The sequence below is a fragment of the Ralstonia sp. 25C genome (genome assembly GCF_051904805.1).
Classification (GTDB): Bacteria; Pseudomonadota; Gammaproteobacteria; order Burkholderiales; family Burkholderiaceae; genus Ralstonia.
In genome coordinates, this window is record NZ_CP196738.1 from 259,076 (window position 1) to 283,672 (window position 24,597).

A 24,597-nucleotide genomic window follows, 5' to 3' on the forward strand; every position below is an offset into this window, starting at 1 on the left:
CCATGCGAGTCGAACAATTGACCAACGCGCTGGGCGCAGAACTCATCGGCGTGCAACTGGCCGATGCCATTGAAGACCATGGCCTGTTCAACGAGATCCGCGCGGCGCTGCTCACGCACCGTGTGCTCTTCCTGCGCGACCAGGACTTGAGCCGCGCGCAGCACGTCACCTTTGCGCGCCGCTTTGGCGATCTGGAAGACCATCCCGTGGCCGGCAGCGACCCGGATCACCCGGGCCTCGTGCGCATCTACAAGACGCCCGATCAGCCCAACGACCGCTATGAAAACTGCTGGCACGCCGACACCACCTGGCGCGAAGCACCGCAGTTTGGTGCGGTACTGCGCTGCGTGGAATGCCCGCCCGTAGGCGGCGACACCATGTGGGCCAACATGGTGCTGGCCTACGAAAAGCTGCCCGACGACGTGAAGCGCGACATCGCCAACCTGCGCGCACGCCACAGCATCGAAGCCAGCTTTGGTGCCGCCATGCCGATTGAGAAGCGCCTCGCGCTCAAGGCGCAGTATCCCGACCCCGAACACCCCGTGGTGCGCACGCACCCGGACACCGACGAGAAGGTGCTGTACGTCAACGGCTTCACCACGCATTTCACGAACTACCACACGCCTGCGCGCGTGCGCGTTGGGCAAGACGCTACCAGCGGCGCGGCAGACCTGTTGCGCTACCTGATCAGCCAGGCGTACATCCCCGAATATCAGGTGCGCTGGCGCTGGAAGCCCAATAGCGTGGCCATCTGGGACAACACCGCCACGCAGCACTACGCGGTCATGGATTACGCGCCGTGCCATCGCAAGATGGAGCGCGCGGGCATTATTGGCAGCAAGCCGTTTTAAAGACCGCTGGGCCAACCGAGCTCGCGGCAACAACACCAAGAGGAGACCCTGCAACATGAAGAGCAAGCACATCGCCCCCATGGCGCCGATTGCCCTACTGGCCTGCGCCAGTGCGGCCTGCGCGCAATCGAGCGTGACGCTGTACGGCGTGGTGGATACCAACATCGAGTACGCCACCAACCTGCCCGGGGCCACGCCGGGCAGTTCCGGCAACCGCGTGTCGATGCAGAGCGGCGGGCTCTCCGGCTCGCGCTGGGGCCTGCGCGGCACGGAAGACCTGGGCGGCGGTTTGAGCGCGCTCTTCGTGCTGGAAAGCGGCTTTGCGAGCGACACAGGGCAATCGCAACAAGGTGGCCGTCTGTTCGGACGTCAGGCTTACGTGGGCTTGAAGAGCGCCACCGTCGGGCAGTTCACGTTCGGGCGGCAGTACACCACGCTGTTCCAGTTGCTCGCCAACTTCGAGCCGATGGCGTATTCCACGCAGTACGAACCGGCGGCAGTGCAGACGGGCGTCAACTTCCGCTCGGACAACACGGCGATGTACACGGGCACCTTCGGCCCCGTCACGGCACAGGCGCACTGGAGCTTCGGCACGGGCGCGCCGAGCGCCAACCCCACCGGTGGCGGCAACGGTGAGGTGCCCGGGCAAGCCCGTCGTGACAGCGGCTACGGCGCGGGCGTGGCCTACATGGCCGGCCCCATCGGCGCCACACTGGCATTCGACCAGTACAACCCCAGCGTGGCACTGGGTGGCGGCGCCTTCAGTTCGGGCACGGTGCGCAAGGCGGCGATCGCGGGCAGCTATCTGTTTGGCGATACCGTCAAGGTCATGGGCGGCTATCGCTGGGGCCAGAACAAGAACGCCAACGGCAGCGTCGCCCTGCGTGACGACTACTACTGGGCTGGCGTGAATTACCAGGCCACCAATGCACTGGGCCTGTCACTCGAATACTCGTACCAGAAGATCAAGACCATCAACAGCGCACCTTCCGCGCAAGCCAACCCGTGGCAGGTTGCGTTCATTGCCGACTACACGCTCTCTAAGCGCACCGATCTCTACCTGACCACCGCGTATGCACGCAACGCGGGCCTGGCATTGGATCAGGCCACGGTGGACCTCAACGCCACGGGCTACGGCCTGGCCACCGGCAAGACCAGCATGGTGGGCGCAGCCGTCGGCATCCGCCACAAGTTCTGAGCGGCAAGAACCAGGCGAGGTGGCGTTGACGCGCCATCTCCCAGGTCGGCATTTGAGGAGGGCAACCTCCTCGTTTTTTATCCCCCAAGTTGAAGTCGATAACGATGTTGAAGACCACTCCGACCATCCTGATGGTGCCGGGCCTGCGCGACCATGTGGCCGAGCACTGGCAAACACTGCTGGAGACCCAGTTGCAGGCCGAAGGGCAGCGCGCGGTTTCCGTTCCGCCGCTCGAGGCCGACAAGCTGAGCTGCGCCGCACGTCTGGCCGCATTGGACAAGGCCATCTCCGCCATCGATGGCCCGGTGATCCTGGTCGCGCACAGCGCCGGCGTGATGACGACTGTGCATTGGGCCAAGCGGCACGCGCGCAAGATTCACGGCGCGCTGCTGGCTGCGCCGGCTGATCTCGATACGCCGCTGCCCGCCGGCTATCCCACGCACGATGTGTTGCAGAAGAACGGCTGGCTGCCCTGCCCGCGCGGGCTGCTGCCGTTTCCGAGCATTGTTGCGGCGAGCCGGAATGATCCGCTGGCGCAATACGCACGCGTGGCCAGCATGGCGATGGACTGGGGGAGCCGGTTGATCGATCTGGGGGAAGTTGGACATCTGAATCCGGCTTCGGGCTTTGGCCTGTGGCCACAGGCGCAAGCGCTCATCGACGCGCTGCGCTGAATGGAGCCGCCACATGCCGAACACAGCGTCGATCCCCATGGCGGAGTTGTCGCCGGGCCTGCGCAAGCTGGTGTTCATCGATGGGCGCGGCATGGTGCTCTTCAATATCGAGGGCACCGTCTACGCCATCGACAACAGCTGCCCGCACCAGGGTGCATCGCTGGCCGGTGGCAAGCTCGACGGTACGCGGCTCCAATGCCCCGCACATGGGTTGCGCTTTGACCTCGCCACCGGCTGCGCACATGGCGGCGCCGGCCTCTGCCTGAGCACCTACGGTGTTGAGGTCATCGACGGTCGTATCGCCGTGCATGTCGACGATGGCCCCTGAATCCCGCCGCGGGCAAGGGGCATTGCGGAACAGACCCTAGGTTTGCTGCGCCGAGCCCTTGGCCAGTTCCGCATCATCGGCCGCCAGCTCGTGAAAGCGGGCAACCACGGCGGCTTGGCTTTCCTTGGTCGTCAGCCCCGACATCTGCGCCTCAAATACGAGGTTTTTCGGGAACACCCCTTGCGCGAGGTCGTGCTTGATTTCGGCCGCTTCTTCGGGGTCGGCTTCGGCACCATGCATGCGTTCATTCAGCGTCTGCACCATCTGGCCGATCAGGATGTCTTGATGCGGTGTGGTTTGCGCTGCACGAAGCGCGTCGATGTGCCTGGCCGGCCGCGTATGCACGCCGGACGGTCTGAGCTCGCTGGTGAAATCGAGCTTGTCCGCGCCGCGGCGGACGGATGCATCGCTGGCCTGATTGTGTATCACGCGTGTACCGACAGTGCTCTGGAACTGCACGCGCCCGCGTCCTGGCACAGTACGAGCCGGCGCAGACCCGGAAGGCCCCGCCCCCGAGGATTGCCGCGATGGCACCGCTGAAGACGATGCCGAAGACGGCTTGCTATCGCCAGGGTCAGGCACCCCCAAGTGAGCACGCGTCAGCTTCGACGGTGCCTCCTGGTGCATGAGTGCCGCCAGCGATGGCTTGGAACGCTTCGGTGCCGCCGAAGTGATCCCAATGGTCTTTGCGAGCGACTTCAGCCCCTTGAGTACGGAAGTGCTCGTGCGCGCTCTGGCCGGCGCACTGGATGACGCACCGGAAGACGTGGTGGCAGAAGTCTGCCCAGCGTCTTGCGAGGCACGGTTGACGTGCGAGGTGGTGGACTGGGTGATTCGTGGCATCGCGGTTTCCTCAACGCAGGGGCTTCGAGATGGCGAGCAGGCCTTCCATTGACGCTCTGCTTCTCTGGATCTTCTGCCCCTTCGAAAACATCAGACTAACGACCGCTGCGAACCGAGGCCGCATTCGCCGCGAACATTCCGCGCCCCCAACGAAGCTCCGTTGGAAACGCTCACACCATCCGCCGAATCCCAAAGCGCTGCGCACGACGCCGCCATACCAGGCCGTAGTACGCCCCCTGCATCACGAACATGGCGATGAACGCAGCGGGGTAAGCCGCCCAGATGCCGTCCGTACCGATGTGCCGGCTCAGCATCCACGCTACCGGCACTTCCACTGCGGCAATCGCGAGGATGGAAATGGCCGTCGGCGCCATCACCGTGCCGCTGGCGCGCATCACGCCCGAGAACACGCTCGCCATGCCAAAGATGACCGAGCTCCACAGCGAGATATGCAGCAGGCTCTGCGCGAGGTCCATCACCTCCGCATTCGTGGTGAACCAGCCGATGACGGCGCGCGAGAACAACAATGCCAGCACCACCAGCACCCCGGTGATGGCCACGTTCAACCACAACCCGGTGCGCATGATGGCGTCGAGCCGGTCGGGCTTGCCCGCGCCGATGGCCTGTGCGCCCAGGATCGACGCGGTAATCGCAATCGACATGGCGGGGAACTGCACGTAGCTGATGATCTGCGTGCCGGCGCCGTAGGCGGCGGTGGCGTCCGAGCCGAAGCTGTTGACGAACGAGAGCAGCGCCAACTCCGCAATCGAGATGACCACCAGCTGCACGCCCGTCGGCACGCCGATCTTCAGAACAGTCCTGAGCACACCAAAGTCGACCCACAGGTGCCGCGCCAGCACGGCATCGGGGGCCAGCGGATGGTTGCGGCGGCGCAGGAAGAACGCCAGCCACACCAGCGCCACCGTGAACGAGATGATGGTTGCCACCGCGCCGCTGGCCACACCCAGCTGCGGCAAACCAAACCAGCCGCGAATGAACGTTGGCGTCAGCACGAGCCCGATCGCCGTCGACAGCCCAAGCGTGCGCAGCGGCGTGCGTGTGTCGCCCACGCCGCGCATCATCGCCGTGGCAAGCAGGTACACGAACAGGCCCGGCATCGCATACAGCATCACGCTGGCATAAAGCGAGGCGTCTTGCAGGATGTCGGCCGGCGTACCCAGCCAGCCGAGCAGCGCGTGCGCGAACGGCCCGCCCAGCAGCGCCACGGCCAAGCCCGCGATAAAGCCCACCGACAGCGTGGTCCCGGCCACGGTTTTCACCGCTTCAGGTTTCTTGGCGCCCCACGCTTGCCCGATCAGCACCCCCGCCCCCGCGCCCAGCCCGATGATGAAGGCAATCAGGAAGAACAGGATCGGGAAGAATGCCGACACCGCGGCCAGCGCCTTCACGCCCAGCATGTGCCCCACATAGACGTTGTTGAGCGTGCCCGACAACGATTGCAGGATGTTGGCCAGAATCAGCGGCCCGAGAAATGACACGAACGTCCGCCACAGCGGGCGGGGTGTCGGTACTGCGGTAGGTGCCGTCATGCAGCCGCCTCTTCTTGTGAGTGGGTATCGAACGCGACGCGTGCCAGTTCACGCGCGAAATCGCGCACGTCGGCAGGCCACGTTTGGGTAAGGGCTTGGAATGCACCGGCATCGCCGGCGAACAACGCGCGCGTGGCCTCTTCAAAGCCTGCGGCATTGCCGGCCATGGCCGACATGAAGCGATAGGCCGCCTCCTGTGCAGCGGGGCGACGGTCTGCGCCTTCGGTAGCGCGGCGTGCGTCTTCCACCAGCTTGCGCAAGGTGACGGACGCCCCGCCAGGCTGCGCGGCCAGCCAGTCCCAATGACGCGGCAATAGCGTCACCTCCCGGGCGATCACGCCAAGTTTGGGACGGCCGGGGCCGCGCGGGCGGCATTCGGTATCGGCGGCAGTTGGCGCAGGCGATGCCGTGCGATCGAGTCGCGCGAGCACCTCGTCCAGCGTGCCGCGCACGTCGAATTCCACGGGCTGGGCGCTCGCGTTGTCGAAAACGAGAACCTGGGAGTCGGGGTGCGCGTCGAGGTGCGTTTTGACTGCCAGCGCGACATCGCGGACGGGCCCGCCGGCCAGGCGTCGGGTGCCGGCAAAGGCCGTGCACGCGTGGATTGCTGTGGCATCCATGGGAATGTGCTCCTGCTGCGAATTTCAACAGGAATACATTCTACCCGGGTTTAATTAAGAGTCAATATTATCCGGGTGAAAAGTGCCAGCAAGCCCTCACCCCCAGAATTCGAGCCTTGTTGGTGGCCCATACATGGGGCATAGGGTCGCAATCGATCCGGCTGACGCCGCTCTCGTCAGCCAGCCGGTCAGTTCACCCGCGCTTGCCAAAACCTGCGATCCAACACGGGCCGCTCGCGCTGCTTCAGGTGACGCGCTGCCGAGCACAAGTCCAGCATGTGCTCGGCTTCCAGACCCCGGGGCGCGCGTGAGCAACGTGCTTAACGATGGAAGCTTCCCTTTCCAGGCCAACAGTGTGTAGTTGCCACCATCCTCGGAAAGCCAGATGGAGAATGACTCGCCAAATACCGAACGCACTTCGTCCAGGTAGAAGGGAATATCGGGGTCTGTTTCCAGAAAATTGGCGACCAGCACACCGTTGTCAGCAAGCCGCGCGCGACACGCCGCATAGAAGTCTGCCGTACCGAGTTGCGCGGGCATGCCGCACGCCAGGAAGCCGTCTACCAAAATGACCTCGGGGTGCGCTTCCCGGCCTTTGACGTATTCCACGCCATCGGCGCAGATCACTTCGAAGCGGTCGTCATCCGGCGGAATCTGGAACGCATCGCGCAGGGCGATCACTGCCGGATCAATCTCAATGGCCGCGACGTGGGTCTCGGGAAGATGGTGGTAGCAATATTTGGCCAGCGATCCGCCGCCCAAGCCGATGATCGAAATCCGAGCCGGCGCCGGCTGCAGGAGCAAAAAGCTCATCATCGTCCGGGTATAGCCGAGCACCAGCTTGTTGGGCGCGTTACGGAACATAAGGCTCTGTATCGCGGATTCATCGAATTGGAGCGACACAATGTGGCCCGACTCCAGCACCATGGGTGACCCGTCGTCGGCGTCTACAGGGAATGCCAGGTCGGTATCAAGGAGGGGGTCGAAGGCGTCCATCCCTCATTTTAATGCGTGAGGCCGTTAGAACAGGCTCACGTCCTCAGACCAGTACGTGACGTGTTTCGACAAAGAAGCGCTGAATCTGCCGTTCAACGTCCGGATCGATCATCTGGTCCGGCCGCTTTCCGTTTGGACAAGCAAGCCGCGGTGTCGTCCCAAACAAGCGGCAGATCAAGGGGCGCTCCAGATACACACTGCATCCCTTGGCATCAAGATGCGGGCAACTCAGGTTTGCCAATGCCGCTTCGTGCTCGGCATCACTCTTGACGGGAAGCCTCGACATCTCTTCCGTTGAGGTTGTCACCGGGCCACAGCAATCATGACAGCCGGGGATGCACTCAAAGGTTGGGATGCGTGAGCGAAAAAATCTGATCTTTTGACTATGCATTGGCGAACGTATCCGGGACTCGACCGGACGAGATGATAAGGCGTTGCCGCGATGCGGTACCGCCATCGAAAAAAGGGACTGCGGCTGCCGTCCCGTTTTTTCGATGACACATCTTGGTGCCGTGACATCACGCCGCCTCTTCCGTCAGCACACGCGCCTCCGCCAGCAACCGCTTGAGCTCCGGCACGCAGGAGCCGCAATTGCCGCCGGCTTTCAGGCAAGCGGTGATCTCGCCCGTGGATTGCAGGCCCTGGGTGCGAATGGCATCGCAGATGGTGTTGCGGCCGACGCCAAAGCACGAGCACACGGTCGGGCCCACATCCGCGCCGGCTTCCATCGGCTGGCCGAGCAGCACGCCCGCCCGGTCGAGGTCTTCCAGGCGCGTCTGCGCAAACAGCCCTGCCAGCCAGTTGCGCGACGGCAGATCGGGCCGCGGCGAGAGAAACACGCAGGCTTCGATGCGGTCATCCACGACGTGCACGGCACGATAAACCCGCGCAGTGGTGTCTTCGTATTCGAGCCAATCGGCGTGCGGGTCATCTACGCCGAGCAGCTTGCGCGCCCAGTCATGCACGTTACCGAGTGGCTGGCGCCCGGCCAGCTCATAACGCACGAATTGCTTGCCCTGAATGCGCGTCCACCACGTTGCATCGTCGGTATCGAGGGCGCGGCGCGAAAGCACGAAACCATGCCACGCCACGTCAAACGGCTCGACCATTACAGGCGTGTGTTTGAACTCGGGCTCGCCGGAGACGGGGTCGACCTCCGGGTTGACCACCGCGCCCACGCGCGCGTCGGAAGCAAACTGACCATTCCAGTGGATCGGCACGAACACGCTGCCGCGCGCGATGCCGCCGGTCATGCGCACACGCGCCACGACGCTGCCCCAGCGTGATGAGACGCGCGCCAGGTTACCTTCACGCACGCCGGCCAGCAGTGCATCGTTCGGGTGCAGGTCGACAAACGGTTCGGGCACGTGGTCAGCCAGCTTGGGCGCACGGCCGGTGCGTGTCATGGTGTGCCACTGGTCGCGCACGCGGCCGGTGTTGAGGACGAGCGGGTACTCGCCACCGACCTTGTGCACGGGCGCGCGCGCGGGCGTTGGCACGAAGCGCGCGCGGCCATCGGCGTGGGCGAAACGGCCATCGCGGAAGAGACGCGCCTCGCTGCTGCCGGAAAGCGTGACAGGCCATTGTGTGGGCACCATGTTGTCGTACGCATCCGCGTCGAGCCCGGTCAAGCCGCCAAGGTGAAAGGCACGACGTACACCGCCTGCATCATTGGCATAGGCCGACAGGCGCGCATGCTCGTCGAACACCTCGTGCTGGCTCTTGAAGTCGAAACCGTCGTAGCCCATGCGGCGGGCGACGTCGGCGATGATGTCCCAGTCGGCGCGCGCCTCGCCCGGTGCCGGCAAGAAGGCGCGCTGGCGCGAGATGCGGCGCTCGGAGTTCGTGACCGTGCCGTCTTTCTCGCCCCAGCCGAGCGCCGGCAGCAGAACGTCTGCCAGCACGGTGGTATCGGTGGCCTCCACGATGTCGGAGGCGACAACGAGTTCGCACTTGGCCAACGCACGGCGCGCCTGATCCGCGTCGGGTAGGCTGACCACGGGGTTGGTGCCGATGATCCACACGGCCTTTACGCGCCCGTCTTCAATGGCCTGGAACAGGTCGACCGCCTTCAGGCCCACCTTGTCGGCCATGCGGGGCGCGTTCCAGAACGTCTGCACCAGCTCGCGATGCGCCGGCTCGTTCAGCTCCATGTGTGCGGCCAGCATGTTGGCGAGACCACCCACCTCACGCCCGCCCATCGCATTCGGCTGGCCGGTGATGGAGAACGGCCCCATGCCCGCGCGCCCGATACGGCCGGTCAGCAGATGGCAGTTGATGATGCTGTTGACCTTGTCGGTGCCTGCGCTGGATTGGTTAACGCCCATCGAGAACGCGGTGATGGTGCGTTCGGTGTTGGCAAACCAGTTGTAGAACGTGAGCAGGTCGTCGAGCTTGAGCTTGCAGGCCTTGGCGACGGCTTCAACGTCTTCGCTCTCGGTGCCAGCGGCTTGCAGTGCGGCGTCGGGGCCGTTGGTGTGCAGGGTGACGAAGTTGCGGTCCACCACGCCGCGCCGCGAGAGGAATGACAGCAGGCCGTTGAACAGCCACACATCGGTGCCGGGCTTGATGGGCAGGTGCAGGTCTGCCAGTTCGCACGTGGCGGTGTGGCGCGGGTCGACCACCACTAACTTCATCGCCGGCCGCGCCTCCTTGGCGCGCATGATGCGCTGGAACAGGATCGGATGGCACCACGCGGTGTTGGAACCGACCAGCACGACCAGGTCTGCTGCTTCCAGATCGTCGTAGCAGACGGGCACGAGGTCTTCGCCAAACGCGCGCTTGTGCCCGGCTACGGCAGACGACATGCACAGTCGAGAATTGGTGTCGATGTTGGCGGTGCCGATGAAGCCCTTCATGAGCTTGTTGGCGACGTAGTAGTCCTCGGTCAGCAATTGGCCGGAGACGTAGAGTGCGACGGCGTCGGGGCCGTGTTGGTCGATGATGCGGCGGAAGCCTTGGGCGATGGTGTTGAGGGCGGTGTCCCAGGATGTGCGCTGCAATGGCGCAATGGGCGCGTCCAGGTCGTGAGAACGCTCACGCATGGCTGGGTGGAGCAGGCGGCCTTCCAGGCTGACGGTTTCGCCTAGTGCGGAGCCTTTTACGCATAGGCGGCCTGCGTTGGCGGGGTGGGTTGGGTCGCCGGCAATGGTGACGCTGCCATCCGCCTCGGGGGTTGCCAGCACGCCGCAGCCGACGCCGCAGTATGGGCAGGTGGTACGCACGGCGTCCGTTATCGGATGAATGGGGATGGTCGTCATCGTCATCTCTGTGTTGCTTCGCGTGTGTGGTGCATCCCTGGTTTCATCCCCTGCCGGGGCTGACTCACTTTCTTTGTCTTGCCAAAGAAAGTAAGCAAAGAAAGGCGCGCCCGAGATGGCGACCCATCCCTTGAATTTTCGTAACCGGGCGGGGAAGGAGGCAAACTCGCTTCGCTCAAACAAGCCTCCTTCCTTTTTCCGCCCGCTTACAAAAATTCAAGGCGCCATCTAGGGCAGGAACGGCCACACCATCGGTGTGCAAGAGGTGTCGCGGTTTCGTGTCTTGCTTTTGTTCATTACGCCGCCTCCACTTCGCATAGGGCGCGGCCGAATAGCAGGCGCTGGCGGATTGGCGTGATGGGGGTCCGGCGCTGGATCAGGTCGAAGTACCAGGGGCCGTCGGCCACGTCGCCATACAGCACTGCGCCGACCACACGGTCGTCCTTCAGGACGAGGCGCTTGTAGACGCCGCGGCGCGGGTCGCGCAGCACAATGTCTTCGGTGCCTTCGCCGCCGATGAAGTCGCCGGCGGAGTACAGGTCGACGCCCGTGACCTTCAGCTTGGTTGCGGTGGCCTGTTGGATGTAGCGGCGGTGGCCAGCGCCAGCCAGGTGCGCGGCACACACGCGGGCCTGTTCCCAGATGGGGGCGACGAGGCCGAACGTTGCGCTGCGGTGTTGAACGCATTCGCCTACGGCGTAGATGCGCGGGTCGTACGTTTGCAGCGTGTCGTCGACGATGATGGCGCGTTCGCAGTGCAGGCCGGCCGCCTTCGCCAGCTCGATGTTCGGGCGCACGCCGGCGGTCATGACGACGAGGTCGGCGGGGATTTGCGTGCCGTCTTTGAAGCGCACGGCGGTCACACGATCCGTGCCCAGCAGTTCGGCCGTGTGCGCGCCGAGCAGGAAGCGCAGGCCCTTGGCCTCCAGTGCTTTCCGCAGCAGTTGCGCGGCGGGTTTGTCGAGCTGGCGCTCCATCAGCGTGTCGGACAGGTGGACCACCGTTACGTCCATGCCTTGGCGCATCAGGCCGTTGGCGGCCTCCAGCCCGAGCAGACCGCCGCCGATGACGACCGCATGCCGATGATTGCGCGCGGCTTCCAGCATCGTCTCCACGTCTTGAATATCGCGGAAGGCGATCACGCCCGGCAGCAGGTGACCCGGCACCGGCAGGATGAACGGCCGCGAGCCGGTGGCGATCAGCAGGCGGTCGTACTGCATTTCCACGCCGTCGCGCGAACGCAGCGTGCGGCGCGGGCGGTCGATGGACACCACCGGGTCGCCCGCGTGCAGCGTGATGTGGTTCTGCGCGTACCACTCACGCGTGTTGAGCATGATGTCGTCGACCTGCTTCTCGCCCGCCAGCACGGGGGACAGCAGGATGCGGTTGTAGTTGCCGTGCGGCTCTTCGCCGAACACGGTGATGTCGTACAGGTCCGGTGCCAGCTTGAGCAGCTCTTCGACCGTGCGCATGCCGGCCATGCCGTTGCCGATGACGACGAGCTTGGGGCGCGCGGTCGGGGCTTTCATACCGCCACCCAAACCTTGCCATCCTCCACCTTCGTCGCGTACGCGTGCACCGAATTGGCCGGCGCCTCCAGGCACTCGCCCGTCGCCAAGTCAAAGTGCTGCTTGTAGATCGGCGATGCCACGACGATGCGTTCACCCAGGTTGCCGACGAGCCCGCGCGAGAGCACGGCGGCATCGGAATTCGGGTCGTAGTTGCCGATGGCGTAGACGGGCTGCGGTGCGCTGCCCGCAACGTGAAACACGGCGACTTGCTCGCCCTCCACCAGCGCACACACGCCGGTGTTGGGCACGATATCGTCCAGCGAGCAAACAGGGGTCCAGCGGGAGGCTTGCATGATGGGCTCCTCTCTCAAGCGGCTTCAGCAACAACGGGAATGCGCACCGGGCGTGTCTTCGCACGCTCCTCCACCGTGGCGGGGCGAATCTGCCCGCGCTCTTCCACGAAGACGACGTTGGTGTCCTTCGCGTCGCTGTTGACGAAGTGACGGAAGCGCTTGCGCACCTCGGGGTTGGTCACGGCGGTCTTCCATTCGTCCTGGTAGGTGTCGACCACGTGCTGCATCTCGGCTTCCAGCTCGGCCACGATGCCCAGCTTGTCGTTGATGACCACGTCCTTCAAGTAATCGAGGCCACCTTCGAGGTTGTCGCGCCACGTGCTGGTGCGTTGCAGGCGGTCGGCCGTGCGCACGTAGAACATCAGGAAGCGGTCGACATACTTGATGAGCGTTTCTTGATCGAGGTCTGCCGCCAGCAGTTCGGCATGGCGGGGCTTCATGCCGCCGTTGCCACATACGTAGAGGTTCCAGCCCTTCTCCGTAGCGATGATGCCGACGTCCTTACCTTGTGCTTCCGCGCATTCACGCGTGCAGCCCGACACGCCAAACTTGATCTTGTGCGGCGAGCGCAGGCCCTTGTAGCGGTTCTCCAGCGCAATCGCAAAGCCCACCGAATCCCCTACGCCATAACGGCACCACGTGGAACCCACGCACGACTTCACCGTGCGCAGCGATTTGCCATACGCATGGCCCGACTCGAAGCCGGCCGCGATCAGCTCTTCCCAGATCAGCGGCAGTTGCTCCAGGCGCGCGCCGAACAGGTCCACGCGCTGGCCGCCGGTGATCTTGGTGTACAGGCCGTACTTCTTGGCGACCTGGCCCACGGCGATCAGGCCGTCTGCCGACACCTCGCCGCCCGGCATGCGCGGCACGACCGAGTATGTGCCGTCCTTCTGGATGTTGGCGAGGAAGTAGTCGTTGGAATCCTGCAGACTCGCATGCTCCTTCTTGAGCACGAAGTCGTTCCAGCACGAAGCGAGGATGCTCGCCACGGCGGGCTTACAAATGTCGCAGCCCATGCCGTGGCCATGCGCTTCCAGCAGCGCATCGAACGATTGGATGCGGCCCACGCGCACCAGGTGATACAGCTCCTGACGCGAATACGGGAAGTGCTCGCAGAGGTGGTTGTTGACGGCCAGGCCCTGCTTTTTCATCTCGGCCTTCATCACCTGCGTCATCAGCGGCACGCAGCCGCCGCACGAGGTGCCGGCCTTCGTTGCATCTTTGAGTGCGCCGACGGTGGTGGCGCCGCCGCACACGGCCTGGCACAGCACACCCTTCGATACGTCGTTGCACGAGCAGATCTGCGCGCTGTCGGGTAGTGCATCCACACCCAATGCCGGGCGCGCGTTGCCATCGGCTTGCGGCAGGATCAAAAATTCCGGCGCTTCGGGCAGCTCGATGCGGTTGAGCATCATCTGCAGCAGCGTGCCGTATTCGGCCGCGTCGCCCACCAGCACGCCACCCAGCAGGTACTTGCCGTCTTCCGACAGCACGAGCTTCTTGTAGATCTGCTTGCGCTCATCGGTGAACAGCACGCTGCGGCTGCCGGGCGTCGTGCCTTGCGCATCGCCCAGGCTGGCGACGTCCACCCCCATCAGCTTGAGCTTGGTGCTCATGTCGGCACCGTTGAACTCGGTCGCGTCATCGGCGGCTAGGATTTGCTTGGCGGTGATGCGCGCCATCTCGTAGCCCGGCGCAACCAGGCCGTACACCTTGCCGCCCCACAGTGCGCATTCGCCAATGGCGTAGACGTCCGGCGCAGACGTACGGCATTCCGAGTCGATCACGATGCCGCCACGCTCGCCCACTTCCAGGCCGCAAGCGCGTGCGAGTTCGTCACGCGGGCGGATGCCGGCGGAGAACACGACCATGTCCGCTTCCAGATACGTGCCGTCGGCAAAGTTCAGGCGGTGCGTGGCCGCTTCGCCATCGACAATCTCCACCGTGTTCTTTTGCGTGTGGACGGTCACGCCCAGGTCTTCGATCTTCCGGCGCAGCATACGGCCGCCGCCGTCGTCCACCTGCATGGCCATCAGGCGGCCAGCAAACTCGACCACGTGCGTTTGCAGATGCATGTCGCGCAGGGCCTTGGCGCATTCCAGGCCCAGTAGGCCGCCGCCGATCACCACGCCGGTCTTGGCGCGCTGGCCGCATTCGGCCATCGCCTCCAGGTCTTCGATGGTGCGGTAGACAAAGCAGTCCTTGCGGTCCTTGCCCGGCACGGGCGGCACGAACGGCGACGAGCCGCTGGCGATCACCAGTTTGTCGTACGGCAGCACCTCGCCGGTAGAAGCCGTCACCACCTTGGCCACCGTGTCGATGGCCGTAGCGCGGGCGTTGAGCTTGAGCACCACGTCATCGCGGTCGAAAAAGCCCGGGGCCACGAGCGACAGGTCTTCCGCCGTCTTGCCGGCGAAGAATTCGGACAGATGCACGCGGTCGTACGCGGGGCGCGGCTCTTCGCACAGCACCGTCACTTGCAGATGGTGGCCAGGCGCATGCAGCAGGCTTTCCAGAAACTTGTGGCCCACCATTCCGTGGCCGATGACGACGATCTTCATGGTCATGGTGATGTTCCTTGTCAGGCGTTGGCGGCGGCCAGCGTGTTGTCGTACAGCGCTTGTTCACGCGCCTTGTGTTCTGCCGAGAAGCGCACGGCGATGGCGCAGATGGCCGACAACGCCACCAGCACACCGAGGATGGACAGCGTGGCCTGCGTATCGGCCATGCCCTTGAGCAGGAAGCCCGCAGCCACCGCGCCAGCGTTGCCGCCCGCGCCGATGATGCCGGCCACGCCGCCCAGCGCACGGCGATCAATGAACGGCACCAGTGCATACGTCGCACCGCACGCCATGTGGGTGAACAGACCGAAGCCGAGCATCGCCAGCACCGCCGCCGTGACACTGCCCGCATGGGCAAAGCCGAGCAGGCCTAGGCCCTCGCCCAGCATCAGCACACATAGCAGTTGGGTGCGGGCGTCGAGCCCGCGCTTGGCCGCCACGCGGTCCGACACGATGCCGCCCAGCGCGCGAGCAAACAGCGCCAAGAGGCCGAAGCTGGCAGCCGCCATGCCAGCCGCCGACAGCGACAGGCCAAAGTGATCAACGTAGTAGGTGGCGGCGATGTTGTGGATGAAGATCTCCACGCCAAAGCACGCGCCGTAGGTGACGAACAACAGCCAGACGCGGTAGTTGCCGGCGGCCGTGACGAAGCTGCCCCAGCCGCCCTTCTTACCGCCTTCGATGGTTTTGCCGGCGGCGCGCAGCTCTGCGTAGTTGCCTTCCGGGCAGTCCTGCGTATAGCGCCAGTAGAGCGCGGCCACGATCAACATCGCCACGCCCGGCACCACCATGGCCAGGCGCCAGCCCAGGCTCTGCGTCACGCCCAACATTACGATGGCAGTCAGCAGCAGCGGCATCGTGCCCTGCGCCACGCCGCCACCCGCGTTGCCCCAGCCGGCGGCCGCTGCGTTGGCCGTACCCACCACATTGGGCGCAAACATGACCGACGTGTGGTACTGCGTAATGACGAAGCTCGCGCCAATCGCGCCAATCGCCAGACGGAAGAACAGGAACGCTTCGTAGCTCTGTGCCGTCGCCACACCCAGCACGGGGATGGCACCCAGCACCAGCAGACCGGTATAGGTTTTGCGCGGGCCAAAGCGGTCGCACAGCGGGCCGACAATCAACCGCACGAGAATCGTCACCGCCACGGCGGCGATGTTGATGTTGGCGATCTGCGCGGGCGTCAGGTGGAACTCGCCCTTGAGCACTGGCATGAGCGGCGCGCAGGCAAACCACGCGTAGAAGCAGACGAAGAACGCCAGCCACGTCAGGTGGAAGGCCCGCATCTGCGGCGTGCGCAGGCTGAACAGATCGATTCGGGTGGCCCGAGTGGCATTGGCGGTCATGTCGAATCCCAGTTCCAGAAAAAAAGAAAGGCGTCCGAGAACCGGGCAATGAGCCAGGTTCTGGGACGCCGTTGTCCAAGTAGCCCTGAGCACCAGGGCCTTCACCACGAAGAGCACGTATCGCCATTGATCCGCGCAATGGGTCTATGCAACAGGTATGCCAAGCGTGGGAAGCGTTGATTTATCGCGGTTTGCAGCAGAAAGCGACGCCGGCGCACAGCGCCCGTGCCTCATGCGCGAGCGTTACGCCGCACGGTTTCGGTGCAAATGCGAATCGGGATGGTGCGGCACAGCAAATGCGTGCGCGGCCGCAGGATGGCGACCGCCCATCACTTGTGGCGGTCAAACAGCAACTGCTTGATCCGGTTTCGCGGGTCAGTAGCCGCGCGTCACGATCGACAGCACGGAGAGATCCGGATGCGTGCCGTCGACGATGCTGCGTGCCACGTGCATGGCCTCTTCCATGGCTTCCTCCGCGCTACGGAAGCTGTCATCGCCATCGGCATGAAAGGGCACCGTATGACCCTGCTGGTGAGGATCGGCGCCTGGGTGGCACACGTAACCGGTGTAGGTGTAGCGGGCGGGGTTTGCGTGCGTGGGGGATGGCGCAACGTGAATCTCGAACCCTTCGTAGAGGGCTTGCGGCGCGGTGAGTTGATCAGACATGGTGGCCTCGCGTAGGTATGGCGTGTACCGGCCGCACCGGCGCTTGTGGCGCGGTGCGGCTGTGCTGATGCAACCAGTCTAGGTGATGCGTTGAAGAGTGGAATCCGGCGGTGGACGACACCGTCACCCACCGCCACGATGGCGCGCTACGCGCGTTTGATGAGCCGAATGACGAACAGCAGGATCACCGCGCCGATCACCGCCGTGATGATCGAGCCGATCCACCCGCTGCCCAGCGAGATGTGCAGCACGCCGGCAAGCCACCCGCCGATGAACGCACCGACGATGCCGACCACGATGTCGACAAAGATGCCGAAACCGCCGCCCTTGACCAAGATGCCGGCCAGCCAACCTGCTACCGCGCCGATAATCAACCATGCAATCAAACCGTGTGAGGCCATGTCCGTGCTCCCGTGAAGGTGTGTTTGGAGGGGTGATGCTGCACAGGCATAGTAGGCGAAGACAGCACAATCGCCATGTGGCGCTCACGCGGTTTTTGCATTTGCATCGTGTTCAACGGAATACGTTCACCGCCTCCACCAGGCGCGTGGCCTGAATGCGCAGGCCCTCGGCCGCGGCCGCACTCTGGCCGACCAGCGTAGCGTTTTCCTGCGTCACCTGATCCAGATGGTTGACCGCCTGGCTGACTTGCGTAATGCCGTCGGTTTGCTGCGCCGTCGCCAGGCTGATGTCGGCGATCATGGCCGACACCTTTTTGACCTGATCGACGATGTCGTCCATGGTCTTGCCGGCATCGTCCACCAACCGGGAGCCCGATTCCACCTTGTCGACACTGGTGCCGATCAGCTCCTTGATCTCCTTGGCGGCGCCGGCACTGCGCTGCGCAAGCGCACGCACCTCGCCCGCCACCACGGCAAAGCCACGGCCCTGTTCGCCCGCCCGCGCCGCTTCCACAGCAGCATTGAGCGCGAGGATGTTGGTCTGGAAGGCGATGCTGTCGATCACGCCGATGATGTCGGCAATCTGCTTGGCGCTTTGCGTGATCGCGCTCATGGTGGCCACGACCTGTTCCATGGCCCGACCGCCGTTGACGGCGGCCTGCGTGGCCGCGCTCGATAGCGTATTCGCTTGGCCCGCCGTTTCCGCATTGCTGGCCACCGTGGCGGTCATCTGCGTCATGGAACTGGAGGTTTCCTCCAGGCTGGCGGCAGCCTGCTCGGTGCGCATGCTGATGTCGCCGTTGCCCTTGGCGATCTCCTGGCTGGCCGATTGCACGTTGACCACCTGCTCGGCCACATCGTCGATGAGCCAGCGGAACATCAGCCCGAGCTGACTGATGGAGCGCAGCGTCATGCCGATCTCGTCCGCGCGGTCGGCGATGGCGACTTTGCGGCTCTCGCCCGACGCCACACTCAGCGCGTGCTCCTGCAGCTTTTCAAGCGGCGTGGCGATCTGCACCTTCAATGACCAGGAGCCCACCACCAGCGCCGCCAGCAACGCCACAGCAAAACCGCCGAGCGCCGTGCCGGACAAGCCGAACGCCCACGCCGCTGCCAGCAGCGTCGGCAACAGGGTGAGGAACGTGAGCCGAATGCGCCAGCGCACCGGCATGACCTGGAACACCGAGCGCCAAGCCATCCACCCCGTCCGCACGATCAGGCCCTTGTGGAACTTGCGGCTGCCCGCCTGGCCGGTACGGAAATCTTTATAGAGCGCCTCGGCCGCCGCGATTTCCTCACGCGACGGCTTGGTGCGCACCGACATATAGCCGCTGGCCCGGCCATTGCGCACCACCGGCGTGGCATTGGCGCGCACCCAATAATGGTCGCCATTCTTGCGGCGGTTCTTGACCAGCGCCGTCCACGGCTGACCAGCCTTGAGCGTCGCCCACATATCGGCAAATGCCTCGGGCGGCATGTCGGGGTGGCGCACGATGTTATGCGGCTGGCCTTCGATCTCTTCACGCGAAAAACCGCTCACCTCCACAAAGGCCGCATTCGCATAGGCGATGTAGCTCTGGGTGTCGGTGGTCGACATGAGCGTGGCGTTGTCCGGGAACTCGTATTCACGCTGGGTAACAGGTTCATTGACACGCATGGGATGTCTCCTTTTATTGATTTTGCTTAGCAACCGGGTTTTCGGCAAAGAATCGGATTTATTAAGGGGGAGATAACCATTTTTTCCCAGGGTGTAGACAGAACAGCCGATAAAACTGCCAGAGAAGATACCGCGTGCTGAAAATGATTTTTATCTGCCGTAACTGGCTACGTAAAAGGGAATTCACCACGCACCTACCTTATTTGCATTGCGAACCGCCGGCAGTTATCTCAAACTGAAAAATCGGTTAATCCCTCATTTGCGTTAATTTTCTTGCGTTCAGCCCGAAACTGAAGGCATCCACTAGTCCCAACACGTTTTCATGTGAATAGAAATCACAACGCTCTAGCAAGCGCCGCCTCCACCTCCACGTCGCCCCCGCGACAGCACGCCACATCGCAAACCACACTTGCGCGTTCTAAACTTTCACAAATTCCTGAAATTTGAGAAAGATCAAAACGATGCAACTCTCCCCCTTGAAACAACGCTTCGTCTTGCATTTCGGCGAGATGGGTAGCCGCTGGGGCATCAACCGCACGGTCGGGCAGATCTACGCGCTGCTCTACGCGGCGCGGGAGCCGATCAACGCGGACGAGATTGCCGAGGCATTGGGTTTCTCACGCTCGAACGTCAGCATCGGGCTGAAGGAGCTGGAGTCGTGGAAGCTGGTGCGGCTGTCGCACAAGCCCGGCGACCGGCGCGAATACTTCTCCGCACCTGACGACATCTGGACCATCTTCCGCACGCTGGCCGAAGAGCGCCGCAAGCGCGAGATCGACCCCACGCTCTCGCTGCTGCGCGACGTGATGCTCGAATCCCCCACCGACCCGGACGACCGCCACGCCCAGGCGCGCATGAAAGAGATGTACCAGCTCATCACGCTCATGACCAACTGGTTTGACGACGTGCAGAAGCTGGACGCCGAATCCTTGCAGCAGCTCATGAAGATGGGTGCCAAGGTGCACAAGCTGCTGGAGATGAAGAACAAGCTTGCCGTTGTCGTTGGCGGCAAATCGAAGTAGCCCCGCAAAAGCAGAACCATGTCACTTGATCCTGTTGTATTGGCGCGCATCCAGTTCGGCGCCAACATCACCTTCCACATCCTCTTTCCCACCATCAGCATTGCGCTGGCGTGGGTGCTGCTGTTCTTCAAGCTGCGTTATCGCAAGACCGGCGACGAAGCCTGGATGGCCGCGTACCGCCTGTGGGTGAAGGTCTTTGCGCTCACGTTCGCGCTGGGCGTGGTGTCCGGCGTGACGATGAGCTTTCAGTTCGGCACCAACTGGCCGGGCTATATGAACACCGTGGGCAATATCGCCGGGCCACTGCTGGCGTACGAGGTGCTGACGGCGTTCTTTCTGGAGGCCAGCTTCCTCGGGATCATGCTGTTCGGCACGGGCCGCGTGAGCCAGCGCATCCATACGTTCGCGACGTTCCTGGTGGCGCTGGGCACGACCATCTCGGTGTTCTGGATCATCGCGCTCAACTCGTGGATGCAGACACCCGCCGGTTACGTGATGATCGACGGCCGCGCGCATCCGCAAAGCTGGCTGGCGATCATCTTCAACCCGTCGTTCCCGTACCGGTTCACGCATATGTTGCTGGCCTCGGGACTGACGGTGGCGTTCTTGCTGGCGGGGCTCTCCGCTTACCGCTGGCTGCGCAATGACCGTGGTGCCGACGTGCGCGCCACGCTCAAGACGGGCGTGGTGCTGGCGGCTGTGCTGATCCCCTTGCAGATTGCCGCGGGCGATGCGCATGGCCTGAACGTGCTGGAGCATCAGCCCGCCAAGCTCGCCGCCATGGAGGGCCTCTGGCAAACCGAGCGTGGCGTGCCGGCCGTGCTGTTCGGCATACCGGATCAGGCCACGCGCAGCAACCGCTTTGAGATTGCGGTGCCCAAGCTCGCATCGCTGTACCTGACGCACGCGCTCGATGGTGAAATAAAAGGGCTGGATCAATTCGATCAGCATCCGCCCGTGCTGCCGGTGTTCTTCGCATTCCGGGCGATGGTGGGCGTGGGCGTGCTGATGCTGGCCGTATCGTGGCTCAGCGCCTGGCGCTTGCGCCGCGATCGTGAATTGCCGCGATGGCTCGCCCGCACCCTCGTGGCGATGACGTTCTCCGGCTGGGTGGCCGTGGTCGCCGGCTGGTACGTCACCGAGATCGGCCGCCAGCCGTGGCTCGTCTACGGCGTGCTGACCACCGCGCAAGCCGCCTCTGCCGTGCCCGCGCAGATGATCGGTACCACGCTGGCGATGTACCTCTCGCTATATGCCTTCCTCATCGCCTCGTATATCGGCGTGGTGTTCTACCTGGCCCGCAAGGCCGGCGGCGCCATTGACCCGACGGATGCCGACATCCCCGGCACCCACGCCCCACAACTTTCCGCAGCAATCCACGCATGAACGCCATTCCTGACCTCACCCAACCTGCCGGCTGGCTGCCGGTGGTGTTCATGGCCCTGATGGGCATTGCCGTGCTGGCCTACGTGGTGCTGGATGGCTACGACCTGGGCGTCGGCATTCTGTTGCGCCGCGCCGATGACGCCGAAAAGGACACCATGATTGCCTCCATCGGCCCGTTCTGGGATGCGAATGAGACGTGGCTCGTGCTCGGCGTCGGCCTGCTGCTGGTGGCGTTTCCGGCCGCGCATGGCGAGATCCTCGGCGCGCTGTATCTGCCGGTGGCGCTGATGCTGTTCGGGCTGATCTTGCGCGGCGTGGCGTTCGACTTTCGCGTCAAGGCGCGCGCGCACCACAAGCCGTGGTGGAACCGCGCGTTCTATGCCGGCTCTGTCATCGCCACGGCATCGCAGGGCTTGATGCTGGGCCTGTACATCACGGGCTTCCAGTACGACGCGGCCAACGTCGTCTTTGCGATCTGCACGGCGGCGGGGCTGATCACGGGCTACCTGCTACTGGGCGCCACGTGGCTGATCATGAAGACGGAAGGTGCGCTGCAGCTGCGCGCGGTGCAGTGGGCGCGCGGCAGCCTGTGGTTCACGGCGCTAGGCGTGGCGGCGGTATCGCTGGCGACGCCGTGGGTCAGCACGCGTGTGTTCGACAAGTGGTTCGCGCTGCCGAACATGATTCCGCTGGCGCCTGTGCCGCTGGTCACCATCGCGCTGTTCGGCCTGATCGACTGGGTGCTGCGCCGCCTGCCGCAGCAGATTGCCAAGGGCGATGAGCACCTCGTATGGGCCCCATTCGTCGGCACCGGCGCCATCTTCCTGCTGGCGTTCAATGGCCTCGCCTACAGCCTGTTCCCGTACCTAGTGGTGGACCGGCTCGACATCTGGCAAGCCGCCAGCGCGCCGGAGTCGCTCGAGTTCATGCTGGTGGGCGTAGCGATCGTGCTGCCGACCATCGTGGCGTACACCGTGTACTCGTACAAAGTGTTCCACGGCAAGGCGACGGAGCTGCGGTATTACTGAATGACTGAGATTGACGGCGCGGCGGGCAGGCATTTAGGCTCACAGCCTTTCCCCTCTTGCCCGCACGCGCCATGGTTACCTGCTACCTCCGCTACATCATCAACCCGGCCCGGCTGGTTGAATTCGAGGCCTACGGCAAGATGTGGATTCCGCTGGTCGAGAAATTTGGCGGCCAACACCACGGTTACTTTCTACCCTCCGAAGGCGCAAACAACGTCGCGCTGGCCTTGTTCTCGTTCCCGAGCCTGGCTACATACGAAGTCTATCGGGAACAGTCGAAAGCCGATCCCGCCTGCATCGCCGCCTTCCAATACGCGGACGAAACCGGCTGCATCGTCAGCTACGAGCGCAGCTTCTTTCGCCCGGTGTTTTCGTAATTCCCGCACGCACGCATGCAGCACGTTCTGCTCTATTCCGACTCGCTCTCCTGGGGCATCGTCCCGGGCACGCGCCAGCGCCTGCCATTTGTGCAGCGCTGGGCCGGCGTGATGGAAGCCGCGCTGCTTGCACAAGGCTGTGCCGTGCGCGTGATCGAAGACTGCCTCAACGGGCGTACCACCGTGCTAGATGATCCGGTGCGCGCGGGGCGCAACGGCCTGCAGGGCCTGGCCCAGCGCATCGAAGCGCATTCGCCGCTGGCCCTCGTGATCCTCATGCTGGGCACCAATGACTTTCAGGCGGTGTTTGAACACGACGCACACGATGCCGCGCAAGGCGTCGCCAGACTGGTCGACGCGATCCACGCTGCGCCGATCGAACCCGACATGCCCGCCCGTGCTGTGTTGATCGTGGTGCCGCCTGCGATCCGGATGCCGGCAGGGGCCATGGCTGCCAAATTTGCCGGTGCGCCCGCCAAGGCCGAGGGTCTTGTTCAAGCGTATCAAGCGGTGGCCGATGCGTTGGGTTGCGCTGTGTTTGATGCAAACACCGTCACCAGCGCCAGCCGTGTCGACGGCATCCATCTGGATGCGGATCAACACCTCGCGCTGGGCAGGGCCATGGCGCGGGTTGTGCAGCCGTGGCTCCAACCGCCAACCTGCGATGACGACATGCGCATCGCTCAGGCTGCGGGTTAAAGGCCGCACCCTGCTATTGCTGCGCGACCGTCTTGTTCTGCGACAACACCCACAGCATCGCCCCCACCGCTTCGGCTTGCGAGCGCGAGGCGGTTTTCTCGTAGATCGAGCGCAATTGCGTGCGTACGGTCGACACGGCAACGCCGGCACTGTCAGCGTATTCATCGGGAGAGCGGCCCAGAATCAAGGCCTCCGCAACGGCGGCCTCTGCCGCTGACAAGCCGAACGCCTGCCGGAGTTGCACCGCAGTGACCGGACTGGCCGCACCCCGGCGGCGCACGGTGATCATCATGGCCGCATCGCCAAACGCGGCATGCGCTGCATTGGCGGGCAAGAGCGAAATGCCGAGAAAGAGTTCATGCGCCGCGCCCAATGAGGGTCGCACGGCAAAGCTCTCGCCCTTGCGGGATTTCGCCACGCGCGACAGCGCGGCCTGTAGCCCATCGTGATCTGCCGCAAACGTGGCATGCAGGCGGCCATGCTCCAGCCGCAGGCACGTCGACGCGCGCAAGAGCGCCTCGGCCTGGGCGTTGGCGAACAGCACACGCTGATCACGCCCCAGTGCGAATACCGCCAAGCCGAGCTGCTCCATCAATTCCGTACCGAGCGCCGCGTCGCGATGCAGCACGCGGGTGTCCTGCCAGAGGTTGATCGTGCGCTGCAGGTGGCCGGTCATGCTGGCGGCCGTGGCGCGCTCTTCTTCCGAAAAGGGCGTTCGCCCGCTGGATCGCAGCATGCCGAGCAGGATGTCGCTGCCGCCGCGGCGCGCCAGGCGCACGCCCATCAGGTAGCGAAAACCCGACGGTAGCTGGTAGTCCTGATAGAACTCGCTGCGCTCGACGTAGGCGTCGGACACGTAGTCCTGGCAAAACGCAAATTCACCCAGCGCCGCACGTTGCACGTGTTCGCGGCGTGGGTCGAGCGCACCGTAGTACTGATCGTAGAGCGCGATCACCTCGTCCCACCCCCTTCCCGGGGAGTAAGTCGAAAGATGGGGCGCATTGCGCGCGGCGTCCCAACTGAACATGTGGAACACATTGGCGCCCAGTGCCTCGGTGACGTCGTGGAACACCTCCAGGAAACCATCCTGTGCCGCCGCCGCTTCGTACAGGTCTCCAATCAGTTGGTCTTTGAGCATGCTCCCCCCGGAAGAATGGCTGCCTGGCCCGGCCGCCCGTCGCGCTCGCCGTGGTGGTCGGCGCCGGGCATGTTGTGCGTGCCAACGTAACACGAGCGTTTGCGCTTCGGCATCGTTCGTTTGGTG

Annotated in this window: 23 protein-coding genes and 1 pseudogene; 10 read left to right on the plus strand and 14 right to left on the minus strand. The window is 64.1% G+C overall.

Annotation, left to right across the window (positions count from 1 at the left end):
• The first annotated feature begins 2 nt into the window (after positions 1-2).
• From ACS7SF_RS19615 to ACS7SF_RS19630, 4 genes are all read left to right on the plus strand, one after another.
• Positions 3-851, plus strand: a complete 849-nt coding sequence (locus tag ACS7SF_RS19615; protein WP_439893814.1) for a TauD/TfdA dioxygenase family protein — start codon at positions 3-5, stop codon at positions 849-851.
• A gap of 55 nt (positions 852-906) precedes the next feature.
• The gene (locus ACS7SF_RS19620; RefSeq protein WP_439893815.1) at positions 907-2,049 is read left to right on the plus strand and encodes a porin; all 1,143 of its coding nucleotides are present in this window, start codon (positions 907-909) and stop codon (positions 2,047-2,049) included.
• A gap of 104 nt (positions 2,050-2,153) precedes the next feature.
• Positions 2,154-2,723, plus strand: coding sequence for an RBBP9/YdeN family alpha/beta hydrolase (locus ACS7SF_RS19625; protein ID WP_439893816.1), 570 nt, complete (start codon positions 2,154-2,156; stop codon positions 2,721-2,723).
• A 13-nt stretch (positions 2,724-2,736) separates the two neighbouring features.
• Complete coding sequence (locus ACS7SF_RS19630) at positions 2,737-3,051, plus strand: Rieske (2Fe-2S) protein (protein WP_439893817.1); 315 nt, start codon at positions 2,737-2,739, stop codon at positions 3,049-3,051.
• A gap of 36 nt (positions 3,052-3,087) precedes the next feature.
• On the opposite strand, the gene ACS7SF_RS19635 is transcribed toward ACS7SF_RS19630, so the two are convergent.
• Positions 3,088-3,510, minus strand: coding sequence for a hypothetical protein (locus ACS7SF_RS19635; RefSeq protein ID WP_439893818.1), 423 nt, complete (start codon positions 3,508-3,510; stop codon positions 3,088-3,090).
• A gap of 166 nt (positions 3,511-3,676) precedes the next feature.
• Between ACS7SF_RS19635 and ACS7SF_RS19640 the strand changes: the two genes are divergently transcribed.
• A complete protein-coding gene (locus tag ACS7SF_RS19640; protein WP_439893819.1) occupies positions 3,677-3,946 on the plus strand; it encodes a hypothetical protein in 270 nt (89 codons plus the stop codon).
• Positions 3,947-4,064: 118 nt separating this feature from the next.
• Here ACS7SF_RS19640 and ACS7SF_RS19645 read toward each other — a convergent pair whose 3' ends face one another.
• From ACS7SF_RS19645 to ACS7SF_RS19700, 12 genes and pseudogenes are all read right to left on the minus strand, one after another.
• Positions 4,065-5,444, minus strand: a complete 1,380-nt coding sequence (locus ACS7SF_RS19645) for an MATE family efflux transporter (protein ID WP_439893820.1) — start codon at positions 5,442-5,444, stop codon at positions 4,065-4,067.
• Entirely contained in the window at positions 5,441-6,064 is a 624-nt protein-coding gene (locus ACS7SF_RS19650; RefSeq protein ID WP_439893821.1) for a DUF2239 family protein, read from the minus strand. Before ACS7SF_RS19650 ends, ACS7SF_RS19645 begins: the two co-directional genes overlap by 4 nt.
• Before the next feature lie 188 nt (positions 6,065-6,252).
• Positions 6,253-7,060 (minus strand): annotated as a pseudogene (locus ACS7SF_RS19655) (fused MFS/spermidine synthase).
• Positions 7,061-7,103: 43 nt separating this feature from the next.
• On the minus strand, positions 7,104-7,451 hold the full coding sequence (locus tag ACS7SF_RS19660) for a YkgJ family cysteine cluster protein (protein ID WP_439893822.1): 348 nt from the start codon (positions 7,449-7,451) through the stop codon (positions 7,104-7,106).
• 127 nt (positions 7,452-7,578) lie between these two features.
• Positions 7,579-10,326: a molybdopterin-dependent oxidoreductase gene (locus ACS7SF_RS19665; RefSeq protein WP_439893823.1), complete on the minus strand. Its 2,748-nt coding sequence runs from the start codon at positions 10,324-10,326 to the stop codon at positions 7,579-7,581.
• A gap of 290 nt (positions 10,327-10,616) precedes the next feature.
• On the minus strand, positions 10,617-11,849 hold the full coding sequence (locus ACS7SF_RS19670) for an NAD(P)/FAD-dependent oxidoreductase (protein ID WP_439893824.1): 1,233 nt from the start codon (positions 11,847-11,849) through the stop codon (positions 10,617-10,619).
• Positions 11,846-12,184, minus strand: a complete 339-nt coding sequence (nirD, locus tag ACS7SF_RS19675; RefSeq protein ID WP_439893825.1) for a nitrite reductase small subunit NirD — start codon at positions 12,182-12,184, stop codon at positions 11,846-11,848. Before nirD ends, ACS7SF_RS19670 begins: the two co-directional genes overlap by 4 nt.
• 14 nt (positions 12,185-12,198) lie before the next feature.
• A complete protein-coding gene (gene nirB, locus ACS7SF_RS19680; RefSeq protein WP_439893826.1) occupies positions 12,199-14,754 on the minus strand; it encodes a nitrite reductase large subunit NirB in 2,556 nt (851 codons plus the stop codon).
• A gap of 14 nt (positions 14,755-14,768) precedes the next feature.
• Positions 14,769-16,097: an MFS transporter gene (locus ACS7SF_RS19685; RefSeq protein WP_439893827.1), complete on the minus strand. Its 1,329-nt coding sequence runs from the start codon at positions 16,095-16,097 to the stop codon at positions 14,769-14,771.
• 375 nt (positions 16,098-16,472) lie between these two features.
• Positions 16,473-16,763 carry a hypothetical protein gene (locus tag ACS7SF_RS19690; protein WP_439893828.1) on the minus strand — a complete coding sequence of 97 codons (291 nt, stop codon included), beginning with the start codon at positions 16,761-16,763 and terminating at the stop codon, positions 16,473-16,475.
• A 146-nt stretch (positions 16,764-16,909) separates the two neighbouring features.
• Positions 16,910-17,164, minus strand: a complete 255-nt coding sequence (locus tag ACS7SF_RS19695; protein WP_439893829.1) for a GlsB/YeaQ/YmgE family stress response membrane protein — start codon at positions 17,162-17,164, stop codon at positions 16,910-16,912.
• Between the two features lie 112 nt (positions 17,165-17,276).
• Positions 17,277-18,821, minus strand: coding sequence for a methyl-accepting chemotaxis protein (locus ACS7SF_RS19700; protein WP_439893830.1), 1,545 nt, complete (start codon positions 18,819-18,821; stop codon positions 17,277-17,279).
• Positions 18,822-19,282: 461 nt separating this feature from the next.
• On the opposite strand from ACS7SF_RS19700, the gene ACS7SF_RS19705 reads away from it, so the two are divergent.
• The 5 genes from ACS7SF_RS19705 to ACS7SF_RS19725 all read left to right on the plus strand — a co-directional run bounded on the left by ACS7SF_RS19705 (position 19,283) and on the right by ACS7SF_RS19725 (position 23,333).
• Positions 19,283-19,843, plus strand: coding sequence for a GbsR/MarR family transcriptional regulator (locus ACS7SF_RS19705; protein WP_004627541.1), 561 nt, complete (start codon positions 19,283-19,285; stop codon positions 19,841-19,843).
• 18 nt (positions 19,844-19,861) lie between these two features.
• Entirely contained in the window at positions 19,862-21,229 is a 1,368-nt protein-coding gene (locus tag ACS7SF_RS19710) for a cytochrome ubiquinol oxidase subunit I (RefSeq protein ID WP_439893831.1), read from the plus strand.
• The gene (locus ACS7SF_RS19715) at positions 21,226-22,257 is read left to right on the plus strand and encodes a cytochrome d ubiquinol oxidase subunit II (protein ID WP_439893832.1); all 1,032 of its coding nucleotides are present in this window, start codon (positions 21,226-21,228) and stop codon (positions 22,255-22,257) included. The genes ACS7SF_RS19710 and ACS7SF_RS19715 overlap by 4 nt, the downstream gene beginning before the upstream one ends.
• A 71-nt stretch (positions 22,258-22,328) precedes the next feature.
• Positions 22,329-22,634, plus strand: coding sequence for an NIPSNAP family protein (locus tag ACS7SF_RS19720; protein WP_439893833.1), 306 nt, complete (start codon positions 22,329-22,331; stop codon positions 22,632-22,634).
• Positions 22,635-22,649: 15 nt separating this feature from the next.
• Positions 22,650-23,333 (plus strand): SGNH/GDSL hydrolase family protein, encoded by a 684-nt coding sequence (locus ACS7SF_RS19725; RefSeq protein ID WP_439893834.1) that lies wholly within the window; start codon positions 22,650-22,652, stop codon positions 23,331-23,333.
• Between the two features lie 13 nt (positions 23,334-23,346).
• Here ACS7SF_RS19725 and ACS7SF_RS19730 read toward each other — a convergent pair whose 3' ends face one another.
• Positions 23,347-24,471: a helix-turn-helix transcriptional regulator gene (locus ACS7SF_RS19730; RefSeq protein WP_439893835.1), complete on the minus strand. Its 1,125-nt coding sequence runs from the start codon at positions 24,469-24,471 to the stop codon at positions 23,347-23,349.
• Between the last annotated feature and the right edge of the window lie 126 nt (positions 24,472-24,597).